The 12,715-nt window shown below is 61.6% G+C and carries 13 protein-coding genes and 1 pseudogene; 7 read left to right on the forward strand and 7 right to left on the reverse strand.

All coding sequences use genetic code 11. The features are described from left to right. Nucleotides 1–28: 28 nt before the first annotated feature. Nucleotides 29–241: a hypothetical protein gene (locus ACVWWN_RS22105; RefSeq protein ID WP_457145755.1), complete on the reverse strand. Its 213-nt coding sequence runs from the start codon at nucleotides 239–241 to the stop codon at nucleotides 29–31. A gap of 609 nt (nucleotides 242–850) precedes the next feature. Here ACVWWN_RS22105 and ACVWWN_RS22110 point away from each other — a divergent pair. Beyond that, complete coding sequence (locus ACVWWN_RS22110; protein ID WP_457145756.1) at nucleotides 851–2,038, forward strand: cytochrome P450 family protein; 1,188 nt, start codon at nucleotides 851–853, stop codon at nucleotides 2,036–2,038. Between the two features lie 97 nt (nucleotides 2,039–2,135). Beyond that, entirely contained in the window at nucleotides 2,136–3,224 is a 1,089-nt protein-coding gene (locus ACVWWN_RS22115; RefSeq protein ID WP_457145757.1) for a class I SAM-dependent methyltransferase, read from the forward strand. A 271-nt stretch (nucleotides 3,225–3,495) separates the two neighbouring features. On the opposite strand, the gene ACVWWN_RS22120 is transcribed toward ACVWWN_RS22115, so the two are convergent. The 6 genes and pseudogenes from ACVWWN_RS22120 to ACVWWN_RS22145 form a co-directional block, all read right to left on the reverse strand. Then, entirely contained in the window at nucleotides 3,496–4,089 is a 594-nt protein-coding gene (locus ACVWWN_RS22120) for a TetR/AcrR family transcriptional regulator (protein WP_457145758.1), read from the reverse strand. Nucleotides 4,090–4,291: 202 nt separating this feature from the next. Then, entirely contained in the window at nucleotides 4,292–4,741 is a 450-nt protein-coding gene (locus ACVWWN_RS22125) for a nitrile hydratase accessory protein (RefSeq protein WP_457145759.1), read from the reverse strand. Next, a complete protein-coding gene (nthA, locus tag ACVWWN_RS22130; RefSeq protein WP_457145760.1) occupies nucleotides 4,627–5,223 on the reverse strand; it encodes a nitrile hydratase subunit alpha in 597 nt (198 codons plus the stop codon). Before nthA ends, ACVWWN_RS22125 begins: the two co-directional genes overlap by 115 nt. A 37-nt stretch (nucleotides 5,224–5,260) precedes the next feature. Beyond that, nucleotides 5,261–5,416, reverse strand: a complete 156-nt coding sequence (locus ACVWWN_RS22135; RefSeq protein ID WP_457149229.1) for an SH3-like domain-containing protein — start codon at nucleotides 5,414–5,416, stop codon at nucleotides 5,261–5,263. 12 nt (nucleotides 5,417–5,428) lie between these two features. Then, the gene (locus ACVWWN_RS22140) at nucleotides 5,429–5,776 is read right to left on the reverse strand and encodes a hypothetical protein (protein WP_457145761.1); all 348 of its coding nucleotides are present in this window, start codon (nucleotides 5,774–5,776) and stop codon (nucleotides 5,429–5,431) included. Continuing rightward, nucleotides 5,773–5,907 (reverse strand): annotated as a pseudogene (locus ACVWWN_RS22145) (GMC oxidoreductase); the annotation flags it as partial. The gene ACVWWN_RS22140 and the pseudogene ACVWWN_RS22145, both read right to left, overlap by 4 nt. 64 nt (nucleotides 5,908–5,971) lie before the next feature. On the opposite strand from ACVWWN_RS22145, the gene ACVWWN_RS22150 reads away from it, so the two are divergent. The 5 genes from ACVWWN_RS22150 (at nucleotide 5,972) to ACVWWN_RS22170 (ending at nucleotide 12,557) form a co-directional block, all read left to right on the forward strand. Next, nucleotides 5,972–7,912, forward strand: a complete 1,941-nt coding sequence (locus ACVWWN_RS22150) for a dipeptidyl-peptidase 5 (RefSeq protein WP_457145762.1) — start codon at nucleotides 5,972–5,974, stop codon at nucleotides 7,910–7,912. A gap of 103 nt (nucleotides 7,913–8,015) precedes the next feature. Further along, nucleotides 8,016–8,624, forward strand: a complete 609-nt coding sequence (locus ACVWWN_RS22155; protein WP_457145763.1) for a TetR/AcrR family transcriptional regulator — start codon at nucleotides 8,016–8,018, stop codon at nucleotides 8,622–8,624. 241 nt (nucleotides 8,625–8,865) lie between these two features. Beyond that, nucleotides 8,866–9,309, forward strand: a complete 444-nt coding sequence (locus ACVWWN_RS22160) for an MmpS family transport accessory protein (protein WP_457145764.1) — start codon at nucleotides 8,866–8,868, stop codon at nucleotides 9,307–9,309. Next, complete coding sequence (locus ACVWWN_RS22165; RefSeq protein WP_457145765.1) at nucleotides 9,288–12,119, forward strand: MMPL/RND family transporter; 2,832 nt, start codon at nucleotides 9,288–9,290, stop codon at nucleotides 12,117–12,119. Before ACVWWN_RS22160 ends, ACVWWN_RS22165 begins: the two co-directional genes overlap by 22 nt. A 9-nt stretch (nucleotides 12,120–12,128) precedes the next feature. Then, a complete protein-coding gene (locus ACVWWN_RS22170) occupies nucleotides 12,129–12,557 on the forward strand; it encodes a hypothetical protein (protein ID WP_457145766.1) in 429 nt (142 codons plus the stop codon). The last annotated feature ends 158 nt before the right edge of the window (nucleotides 12,558–12,715 follow it).

A 12,715-nucleotide genomic window follows, 5' to 3' on the forward strand; every position in this document is an offset into this window, starting at 1 on the left:
CGCAACACCAACACGTATCCGACGTTAGTCAGAATCCGGCAATGCCTTTGCGCCACTTGAGTGTGGCCAACAGGGGCATGTCGCCACCGCGGTCGTCGCGGGCGGTGAGGTTCGGGTTTGACGGGGGTGCAGCCGTCAGGGTCGGGCTCGGAATAGGCGAACCGGACAGAGTGGAGAGCGCCGTGTTCGCTTCGTGCGTGGTGATCAATCGACGTACGCCGAAGCCTGTGTTCCTCGTCACTAAACGCGAGGTCCATATGTGCCGTCGCGGACGTCGAAGGTCCGCCATTTCGACGTGCCCTGTAAGCAAATCTATTACACGTGACCCAAGTCGATGAGACCGAAATGCTCAGGCCAACAGAGGTGTGTACAAGCGGTCGGTCGTGAGGTGACACCGGCGCCTGGGTCCATATATTGGTCAACGACCAGGGGCTTGTGCTCGTGCTCGACGAGCACAAGGTTGATGCGCGCCGGAGTGCGTCTCTCGCGCCGCGCTCCATTTCGCGTTAATGTCGATTACATGAATCATGCTAATCGGCCGTACTACGGTGCGCGCCGGCACGGCGGGGCGGCCCGCTGGGGCAATATTGGTGACCTTTGAGAGTTGTTCGAGGACAGAGTTGTTGCCACAGCCACTCATACCTGCATTGTCGCGCTTTCGGGTGTGACGCCGACAGCATATTTGTTAGCGCACCGGTGGCCGCCTCGGCCGAGGAAGCATCACTGCGGCAGCCAGATTCGCCCCGGCTCTGCCGCGAACAAACCCGGTGGCACCGGCGCCGCCGACACAGACCGCGCCACACATCGTCCCGGCGCGTGCCCGCCGCGTGTGCTTGTTCCAGGAGGAAGCATGGTTGAGATCCCGCAAATTGATTCGTCGTTCACACGAGACCCGATGAACGTGTTGCGCCGCTTGCAGGCCGAGGCTCCGGTGAGCCGCGTAGTGATGTGGGACAGCGTCCCGGTCTGGTTGGTGACCCGCTACGCGGAAGCCAAGGCGCTACTGGCCGACCCCCGCCTCGGCAAGAACCGAAATGGCGCACTGAACCTGCTTCCACCAAACAACAGCGGCGAGCTCGCCAGTGAACTGACCAACCATATGTTGCAGGCCGATCCACCGGATCACACGCGGCTACGCAAACTGGTTGTCAATGCGTTCACGGCACGGGCCGTCGAAGAATTGCGCTGCCAGGTCGAGACCATCGCCGATGAGTTACTCGACTTGATCGACACCAGCAGCCCGGTAGACCTGATCAAGGCATACGCCGGTCCGCTACCCGTCCGGGTCATCAGTGAACTGCTGGGCATCCCCGTCATGCAACGGAGCCGATTCCTTGCCGTACTGAAGCCGCTTCTCGATCAGTCCACCGCCGATCAGAAACAGGTCGGCGGCAATGAGGTGACCGCCATGCTGACAGCGTTGATCGCCGATAAGCGGCGGCACCCAGCTACTGACCTGACGAGCGCGCTGATCGAGGCGACCGATGACGGTCACAGAATGTCCGAAAAGGAGTTGTTGGCTACCCTGACCCTGTTGATCATTGCGGGCCACGACACCACCGTGAACCTCATCGCCAACGGTGTATTTGCATTGCTGCGCAATCCTTCTCAGCTGGCAGCACTGCGCGCCGATCCGACGTTGATGCCCACCGCGGTCGAGGAATTCCTGCGGTTCGACAGCCCGGTCAACATCGCCACCATCCGGTTCACCACCGAAACCATCAACGTCGGTGACGTCGAGATCGGTCCAGGACAGTTCGTGATGATCTCCCTGCTGGCTGCCAACCGCGACGCACGGCAATTCGCCGACCCCGACCGGCTCGACATCACCCGCAAACCCAACTCACACTTGGCGTTCGGTCACGGCATCCACCACTGTGTGGGAGCCGCTCTCGGCCGATTGGAAGGCCGCATCGCCCTAGCGCGGCTGCTGGACCGCTTCCAACGCCTCGAGCTCGCCACGTCCGAATCCATCGAATACCGCGACAGCTCCATCATCCATGGACTCGTCACACTGCCCGTACGCTGCTATCCCTGACGACCAGCGTTACCCCGCCGGCAGCCAAAGTTCTCTTGCACTAGTTCAATTGCCCGAGTCTCCTTTTTCAGCAACAGTTTTGAGAGGAAAAGTTACTATGTCGACGATCGATGAAGCGGAGGCCACTAGTTCTGACCAGGCCGCCGCCGACAGCTTCACCAACCGGATGATCAACATCATGAGCGATGCTGCTGTTGCACTGTTGGTCAGCATTGGTCACCAAACTTCGCTGTTCGATGTACTCGCAACCTTGCCGCCCGCGAGCAGTAAGGAGATTGCCGACGCAGCGGGACTCAACGAGCGGTACGTGCGCGAATGGCTGGGCGGCCTCGCGTCTGCGGGGATCGTCGCCTATGAGGCGCAGTCGCAAACGTATGCGTTGCCCACCCATCACACCGCTGCGCTCACTCGCGCGGGCGGTTTGAATAACGTAGCGAAGGTTGCGCCCCATATCGCGATCCTCGGCGAGGTCGAGCAGAAGATCATTGCCTGCTTCCGCAACGGCGGCGGCCTGCCGTATTCGGAGTTCCCGAGATTCCACGCGGCGCGAGCAGAAGAGGCGCGCGCATTGATCGACACCAGCCTCGTCGAGGACATCCTCCCACTGGTCGAGGGCCTACCGGATAAACTGCGATCCGGTGTCGACCTCGCTGACTTCGGCTGTGGCAGCGGTCATGCCATCAATGTCATGGCACAAGCTTTTCCTGCCAGCCGGTTCACCGGCCTCGATTTCGCCGAACCGGCCGTTGCCGCCGCACGCGTCGAGTCTGCGAACCTCGGTGTGCCGAACGCGACATTCCTGACACAGGACCTCACAGTGCTGGACCTGACGGACGCGTTCGACGTCATTACCGTGTTCGACGCGGTGCACGACCAGGTCCAGCCGGCGCGCGTGCTCGAAAATATCCACCGCGCACTGCGACCTGGCGGCGCATTGTTGATGGCGGACATCAAGGCATCGAGCCGTCTCGAGGAAAATATCGAGATACCCTGGGCGCCGCTGTTGTACACAATTTCAACCATGCACTGCATGACGGTATCGCTGGCTGGTGGCGGTACGGGGCTGGGCAGCATGTGGGGAAGGCAGCTGGCGGTGTCGATGCTGACCGATGCGGGATTCAGGAGCGTCGATGTCCGTGAAATCGAAACAGACCCGTTCAACAATTACTACATCGCTTTCAAGTGATGGCGTCGACTAGGTAGTAGCCGGCCGACCCAGCAACGACATCAGACCCCGATGGCCCCGACCTCCAACATCCGCGCCCTCTGCCCCACCGCGCACCTCCGAAGAACCGAGGGATCGAGACGACCGGTTGAGTCCTTCAATACAGTGCGCGGGTAAAGGATGAGGCCTGCGCATGGCGGGCATCCGTCGCTCGCTGGGTGCTGCGTCGGAGGCGGCGCCTCGCCTGACAGCGGTGAGGAGTTGATGATTGAAGCCGCGTGGAACTCAGCAACTACCCATTCTGGACGAGCGGTGCCAGCATCTCAGATAGCGCCAGCTTGGTCGCCCGGCGGCTGAGTCCTGATCCGAACCTCAGCACCTCCCAGGTGCGCAAATCACAGATGGCGACCAGCTGCGCAAGCCGACGGTCTCGGTGTGCACGGGGCAAGCCTTCCAGGGTGTCGGAGAAAACCGTCCGGCACCAGTTGCGGTGGCCGATCCGGCCGGCGGCGAGGGTATCCCGCACCGCCGGGGTAGTCGCCTCCTCGGCGAGCATCTTGAGCATAAGACGCCCTGAGAGCTCGTAGTTGTCAACCAAGTTGGAGACAATGTCGTCGATCACATTGGGCTGCACACGACCGCGCCGCTCGACCACCTCAGTGCCCAGCTTGGCGAACATCGCGGCGAAGACCCCGTCCTTGTCACCGAACCGGCGCAGCACCGTCTGCACTGTCACGCCCGAACGTGCGGCGATGTCGGCAAGGGTGATGTCGGCGAACGGTTTGTCCTCGTACAATTCCCACGTGGCTTCCAATATGGCGGTGGCGGTACGCGCCGTCGTGACGGCTCGCGCGGTCATCCGGTACGGCCGCGTGGCGCTTTCCATATAAATAACAGTAACGCGAATTTGCTATCGGCGCGAATCTACGTGTAGCTGTCTTCTGCGATGGCAGTGATTCGGCATTCGGCGTGAGCCACCTGATGAGGGCGAGTTGGGGCTCCCGACTGTCCCGTACGCTGCCGCGCGCTCCACCAAGATGCAAAACTCACCCGGACACGACTTTGCAGACTCGGCGAGCGTGCGCCGATCAGTGCGCGTGATCGTGGCCGACGGGGCGATGAGCCAGCGCTGCGGCCCGAGTGGTGACGTCATCGGGCAGGAGCGCGCCGCACCCGGCGATCAGGTCTTCGAGTGCACCCAGCCAGTGATGGTAGTAATTCCAGTCCAGGTTCTTCGTCGATGACGCCTCCCAGCTCGCGAGCCGGGCGATCAGCGCCGCCTGGAATTGCGGCCAAGTGAACATGCCCGCGTCGTACAGACTGACAGCCATAGCAAAGGCTCGGCTCTCCCATGGTTCTGCAAACACGAGCTCGCCGTTGGCGCGGGGCGGCGCCACGGGAGCATCGATGTCCATCGGCGAGGTCATGGTGCCGCGACTTTTGCCACACCAACCATCGCCTCGCGCGTGATCAGCGGGACGAGTTGGTCCTCGGACAGAGCCTCTGTGCCGATCGGACGCTCGGGTAACACCAGCCATCGCACTTCACTGCTGGAGTCGTGAACGGTGATATGTACATCATCGGCAAGCTCAAGACCCATCCCCGACAGAACTTTTCGGGGTTCCTTGACTACGCGAGCGCGGTAAGTAGGGTGCTTGTACCAGCTCGGCGGCAAAGCGAGCAGCTGCCAGGGATAACACGAACACAACGTGCACACCACAACATGATGGCTGGTCGCGGTGTTCTCCACGACGACGACGTGTTCGGTTTGAGTTCCGAGAAAGCCCAGTTCCTTGATGGCGGCGGTGCTGTCGTCGAGCAAGTACTCCCGGTAGCCCGGGTCGTTCCAGGCCTTTGCGACGACCTTTGCTCCGTTCAGCGGGCCCACGTTGGTTTCGTAGGTGGTGATGATGGCGTCGAGTTCACCCGGTTCGACCAGACCCCGCTCGGCGAGCAGCTGCTCGAGTGCCTCGGCACGCAGCGACGGTGGCATGAGTGCTGATGATTCGCCGTTGGACATGCGTGCTTCCTTAAGTGACTTTCGAACATCTCGATCGTCAGTGCGAAGGGTTCACTGTCTGCCCCCACAGTTCGCGGGACTCGAATCGCACGGTGTACACGTACTGCGGATTCTCGCCTTCGAGGTGCGCGTTCGTATCAGGGAAGACGAGAGCCGGCTGGATGTGCGTGACGGTTCCGACGTGCCCGGGCACATAGCGCGGCAATCAGGTGTGCCCAGCCGGGGACATGTTTTTGGCCTGCACTTTCTCACCGATGATGAAGGCGGGTGCGTGGTCCAAGACGCGAAGTGACCCCTCGGCCGTGGCCGTATAGTCACGGGTGACCGGTTGAGGTGCCGGCGATTCTTCGATTCGCTCACCGCACAGATTGCGCACGCGAATCTCGACTGCGCACGACGCCAGCAGACCGCTCTCCGTGAGCATCAGCTCGACACCATGGAGCCATCGCCCGTAATAGCCCTCGCTCAGATAGGCGCTTCGGTCCAACCTCTCGATAGCGTGCCGGAATGTGTCGAGATTCCCTCCGGCCAGCTGATTGGAGACCGAAGTCAACGCGAACGCTCGAGCGGTGCCATGGTGTTGCCTGCAGTGATTCGGGGCATGACGCAGGCATCTGCGATCCTGAGACGGTCAACTCCGTACGGACGAAGCTGTCCATCGACCACGGCTGTCATGTCGGTTCCCCGGGCGGACGCCGCAGCGAAAAGGGTTGCCATCGTGGAAGTTGACAACAGCTAAAGTACGGTCATGTCTCAGGTAGCTCCGTACGGAAGCTGGCGCTCGCCGATCTCGGCCGCGAGTGTGGCGGCCGACTCGGTGCCGATCGCCCAAGCCTCGTGTGTCGGTGACGACGTCTACTGGCTGGAGGGCAGGCCGCACGAGGGCGGACGTTACGTGCTGATCCGCATCTCTGGTGATGGCCGGCGAACCGAGCTCACGCCGAAGCCGTTCAATGTCCGTACCCGTGCCCACGAGTACGGCGGGGGTGCCTATCTGGTCACCGCTTCGAGCGTCTATTTCTCCAATTTCGCCGACCAACGCCTCTATCGACAGGACCGCGGCGGCGGGCCGGTGCCGATCACCGCTGAACCCCTGACGGCGTCGGGAGACCGTTTTGCCGACGCTCGCGCCACCGCCGATGAACGACTGCTGGTCTGTGTTCGCGAGAGCCATCATTCCGACCACCGCGGTGCGGTCAATGAACTCGTTGTGGTGCCCACTGACGGCTCAGCCGCACCGCGGACAATTGTGTCTGGTCACGATTTCTTCTCGACGCCCCGCCTCAGCCCGGACGGTCAGTACCTGGCCTGGCTTACCTGGGACCATCCGCGGATGCCGTGGGACGGCACAGAGCTGTGGGTGGCCGACTTCCACGCTGACGGATCCGTCACCGGTGCCCGTCTCGTCGCCGGCGGAGCCACGGAATCGATCTTCCAACCCGAGTGGAGTCCTGACGGAGTGCTCCACTACATCTCGGACCGCACCGGCTGGTGGAATCTCTACCGAGTGCAGCAGGACGTGACGGAGGCGCTTGCGCCGATGGAAGCCGAGTTCGGGACGCCCCAATGGGTATTCGGGATGTCGCGCTATGCCTTCCTCGATGACGGTCGGATCGCGGTGCAGTATTCACGGGACGGATTCGACCACCTGGCGTACCTGACACCGGGCGAGCCAATGGTGGATGTGGCTCTGCCCTACACGGTTCTGAGCGCGCTGAGTTCCAACGGCCGGGGGCTGGTCATGGTCGCCGCTTCGCCGACCCAGAGCGCCTCAGTGGTGCGCCTCACACCGTCGGCGGCTTCCAATGAGGTGCTGGGGCGAAGTGTCGAAGACGATGTCGATCCGGCCTTCGTCGCATCGCCGCGGCCAGTCGCGTTTCCGACCAACCTGGGGCGGGCCACGGCGTATGCCCTGTTCTACCCACCGACCAACCCGGAGTTTGTCGGTCCCGCCGGCGAGAATCCGCCGCTCATCGTCATCAGTCATGGCGGACCGACCGCGATGGCCAGCAGCCATCTCGATCTGGGAATCCAGTTCTGGACCAGTCGCGGATTCGGCGTGGCGGACGTCAACTACGGCGGAAGTTCAGGGTTCGGCCGAAGGTATCGGGAGCGTCTCAACGGCATGTGGGGAATCGTCGACACCGACGACTGCATCAATGCGGCGCGCTATTTGGCCGGCCATGGTGAGGTGGACGCACAGCGTCTGGCGATCCGGGGCGGCAGTGCAGGTGGCTACACCACGCTGTGCGCGCTTGTCTTTCACGATGACTTTGCCGTCGGCGCAAGCTATTTCGGCGTGGCGGACTGTGCCGCCTTGGCCACCGACACCCACAAATTCGAGTCACGCTATCTCGACGGACTGATCGGTCCGTGGCCGGAGGCAAAAGATGTCTACTATCAGCGTTCGCCGATCCATTTCGCCGACCGATTGTCGTGCCCGGTCATCCTGTTCCAAGGCTTGGAGGATGAGATCGTGCCGCCCGCCCAAGCGGAGGCCATGGTGGCTGCCCTGCGCACCAACGGGCTGCCGTTCGTCTACCTGGCGTTCGAGGGCGAGCAGCACGGGTTCCGCAAGGCGGAGACCATTCGGCGTACCCTCGAAGCCGAACTCTATTTCTATTCACGGGTATTCGACTTCACACCCGCAGATCGGATCGATCCGGTCACGATCGAGAACGCTTCCTGAGGACACTCGCACACCACCGTTGGTGACCAGAATCGCGATCACCGGTCGTTCACGAATTGGATGAACGTTGCCCCTGGTGATCGCCGGTGGCTACCCTGTCGGAGTGCCGAGGGTGACTGCCGCTTACCGCCGGAACCGGCGCGATGAAATCGCGCTGGCTGCCGTGCGATGCCTGCAGCTCCGGGGTCTCGCCGATACCTCGATCGCCGACATTGTGGCGGAGTCCGGGCTGTCGACCGGTGCAATCTATGCGAACTTCAAGAACAAGGCCGAGCTTGCGCGGTACGTCGCCAACTATCTGCTCACCCGGCAACTCGACGAGTTCGAGGCGCGGCTCACCGACGGCCGGCTCTACACGCCGGGCGATGTGCTGAACCTTTTTCTCACGGTCCTGGTCGAGGATGACTTTCCCCGAGACGTCCTTGTGCAGTTCTGGGGAGCCGCCACCACCGATCCCGAACTGCGGACTGTTGTCGATGGCGCAGCAAGGACTCTCGCGGAGTCACTGGCTGCGGTGATTCACCCGTGGGCAGCCACGCATGCCAGTGGCGTTCGCGACCGCAGCGCACTCGCCCAGCGTGTGGCGCGCGTCCTAGTCGTACTCCTGCAGGGCCACATGGTGAACTCGGCTTTGATGGGGCAACTGGCCAGCGCGGACTTCGTCGACACCCTTGTCCTCGCGCTATGCGATACGGTCACCGACCCCCAGTAGCGTTCGCGCAGAAAGCGCCCGCTGACCGCCCTCCACGTTGTTCTACTGCGCTGCTACCCGACGTCCTGCAGGCATCCGCCACAGATGGTGCCCGTACCCACACGAACAGCGAGCATCCTCATTGCGGGCGTTTAGAGAGCGTGTATTCTTTTTGCGGGCCGGGGCGAGCCCTGCCGCTGTGCGACTGCGTGATTCTCCTGGCCGGTCCGCCGCAGTCGTCCGGATTCCGGGAGGAGATCGAGTGAGCCAACGTTGCGCCTGTCGGACTGTCCTGGAGAAAATCTGGCTGCCTTTGGTTGCCGTCGTTGCGGTCGCAGTTGGTGCGGTATGCATGTGGAAGGTGCACCAGGCGTCCGCTCCCGGGCCTGTCATCGCTGTCAATAGTCCACAGGCACCCGAGCAGTTCACCCCCAAGCAACTCACGTACGAACTGTTCGGGGACATCGGCCAAGGGGGAATGCTCGACTACGTGGATATCGACGGGCATCCACATCAAGTCGATCTCACGACGTTGCCATGGTCGCACACGGAGACCACCACGCTCACTGTGGTGTCCGGCAGTATCTCGGCGCAGGTCCATGGGGGTCAGGTCGGCTGCCGGATGTTGGTGAATGGCGTTGTCCGCGACGAACAGTCGGACACCCATCAGGACGCTGACATCACATGCAGGGTGAAATCCGCGTGAGCGAGCATCGGGCGAACCGACCGTTCATCGCGAGAGCGGTACGTGTCCTGGCCATACCGATCATCGTCTTTTGGGCGCTTCTGGCCATAACGACGAACACCTTCATCCCAAAGGTCGAGGACGTCGCGGCCGAACTCGCGGGGCCGATGGTTCCGACCTACGCGCCGTCGCAGGCAGCGATGCTGCGCATCGGTGAAAAGTTCAAGGAATCCACCTCCACGAGCCTCACCATGGTCGTGTTGGAAGGCGACCGACCGTTGGATGACAGAGACCATCGATACTACGACGATTTGATGCGTCGGCTGAACCAAGACAAGCAGCACGTGCAATACGTCATGGATCTGTGGGGAAAGCCGATCACCGCGGCTGGAGCGCAAAGCGTCGATGGCAAGGCGACGTATGTGCTGCTGCGTCTTGCGGGCGATATCGGCCAGATTCAAGCGAATCAATCCGTCGACGCCGTTCGTGACATCGTCGCGAAGGACACCCCGCCGCCGGGGCTCAAGGTCTATGTCAGCGGTGCCGCGCCGCTCGCCTCGGACACGCTGTCCATTGCGAATGCAAGCTTGAACAACATCACCATCGTGACGATCATCCTGATCGTCGTGATGCTGCTGCTGGTCTACCGCTCCGTTAGCACCCTGCTGGTGCCCCTGGCCAGCGTTCTGATCGAGATGCTGGTCGCGAAGGGAGTCATCTCAACTCTCGGGCATTTCGGATTGATCGAGCTCTCGTCATTCGCCGTGAACATCGTCGTCGCGCTGACCCTGGGAGCGGGAACGGACTACGGCATCTTTCTACTGGGTCGCTATCAGGAGGCCCGGCAGGAGGGCGAGAGTCGCGAGCAGGCGTACTACACCGCGTACCGGGGTGTCTCCCCCATCATCATCGGCTCAGGGCTGACCATCGCCGGGGCGGGTTACTGCTTGAGTTTCGCGCGGCTCAACTATTTCCACACCATGGGACCGGCGGTGGCGATCAGCATGCTGTTCACCATCGCGGCTGCGCTGTCTTTGGGCCCGGCCCTGCTGACGGTCGGCAGCCTGTTCGGGCTCTTCGACCCGAGACGGATGGTCAAAGCGCATCTGTATCGACGGATCGGGGCAAGTGTGGTGCGTTGGCCGGTGCCGATCCTCGCGGCCAGTTGCGCCGTCGTCATGATCGGAGCGGTGTTCGTGCCGACCTACCGGGTGAACTACGACGACCGCGCCTACCAACCGGCCAATGCCTCTGCCAATCAAGGGTTTGCGGCCTCGGATCGGCACTTCTCACAGAGTAAGCTGTTCACCGAGATGCTCATGGTCGAGTCGGATCACGACATGCGCAACTCGGCTGACTTCATCTCGCTGGACCGCGTGGCCAAGAGTCTCATCCGTCTTCCCGGTGTCGCCATGGTGCAGAGCATCACCAGGCCCCTCGGCCGACCTCTGGAACACGCGACGCTTCCCTACCTGTTCACCACGCAAGGCAGCGGCACCGGTCAACAATTGCCCTTCAATCAGCAGGCGAACGCCGACACCGACAAGCAGGCGCAGATCCAGGCCGACACCGTCGCGACCTTGAGCAAGACCATCGACCTCACTCAGAAGTTGGCTGATGATCTGCACTCGACGGTGCTCACCTTGGAGAATCTGCAGCAGGTCACCGACGAGGTCAATTCCGACATCTCCAATCTCGACGACTTCATGCGGCCGCTCAAGAACTATTTCTATTGGGAGCCGCACTGTTTCGACGTTCCCGTGTGCTGGGCGTTCCGTTCGCTGTTCGATGGGCTAGACGGCATCGACGCTCTGAGGGAGCAGATCGGATACGCCGTCACTGATTTTCAGGCCGTCGATGCGCTCATGCCCCAATTGATCTCCCAGTTGAAGGTCATGCTCGACGATTCGCAGGCGCTGCAGGCCGTCATCGTCCACTCGTACGGTCCCGCGCATCTGCAGTCCACCCAGACCGACCAGACCTACGATGACATGATCAACGTGGGAAACGATTTCGACAAGTCCCGCAGCGATGACTTCTTCTACATCCCAAGAGAGGCCTTCGACAACGAAGACGTCAAGACCGGTATGACGCTGATGATGTCGCCGGACGGCAAGGCGGCCCGTTTCATCGTCACCCACGAGGGCAACGCCATGGGGCCCGAAGGTGTCGAACATGTCGAAGCTTTCCCCGATGCCATCAAAACAGCACTGAAAGAGACCTCGCTGGCCGGCTCGAGGATTTACATCGGCGGCGCGGCATCGAACAACAAGGACATCAAGGCCTACGCCGCTTCGGATCTACTCATCGTGGCGATCGCAGCGTTCGCGCTCATCTTCCTGATCATGTTGTTCATCACGCGAAGTCTGATGGCCGCCTTCGTGATTCCAGGAACGGTGGCCTTCTCGTTCGCCGGTGCGTTCGGTCTTTCCGTCCTCGTCTGGCAGCACTTGATCGGCCTGCATCTTCATTGGCTGGTCTTGCCGATCACGTTCATCATCCTGGTGGCGGTCGGCTCGGACTACAACCTGTTGCTGATCGCCCGAGTGAAAGAAGAAGTCCACGCTGGGATCAACACCGGTCTCATCCGCGCCCTCGGAAGCACGGGTGGCGTGGTGACGTCCGCGGGTTTGGTGTTCGCGTTCACCATGCTCGCGATGCTTACGAGCGATCTCAGGACCATCGGCCAGGTGGGTTCGACGGTGTGCATCGGCCTTCTTCTCGACACCTTGATCGTGCGTTCGTTCATCGTGCCGTCCATCCTGAGGATCCTCGGGCCGTGGTTCTGGTGGCCGACACTGGTGCGCGCCCGTCCGCTACGCCAGCGATGAAGATGTGACATGACGACTTCGAGCCTGTTCGGAATCCTGACCATCATCGCCCTGGTGCTCGTATTGGTGTTCGCGACAGTCGCCGCGGTGTTCACCAACCGGCTGTTGAATCGGAAGAACGCTGCGATGAGCGAGGACGTCGGAAGCATCTTTGGGGTCGTGCGGAAGTTGCGCAAACGCGAACCGATGTCGGATGACGAACTGAGTCTTGCCGAGCAGGCCATCACCGACCGCGGAAGCTGGATGGCCTATTCCATCCCGGCCACTCTGTTCACCCTCGGATGCTTCTATGTCTTCGGCAGCCTCGAACATCTGCATGGGGCCACGCCCTCCGAACGAACGTTTCTCGGTGTGATTCCCATGTTGACGTCGACAATTCTGGCAATTCGACTAGTCCGGAGTGCAGCTCTGAAAGGGCGTCTGAAGAAGGGTTCTTGAAGCCTCGAATCCATGAGCCGTCACGGCACCAAGGTCTGCGGTGTTCTTATGCTCCTGCTCGGCAACCATGTCACCCTCGCTCGATGATCTGTTGATCACCATCCATGGGAATCTCAATTCGACGGAACTTCTGTGGGTTAGCGGCAAAACCGAAAAAG

The sequence above is a fragment of the Mycobacterium sp. URHB0021 genome (assembly GCF_054057895.1).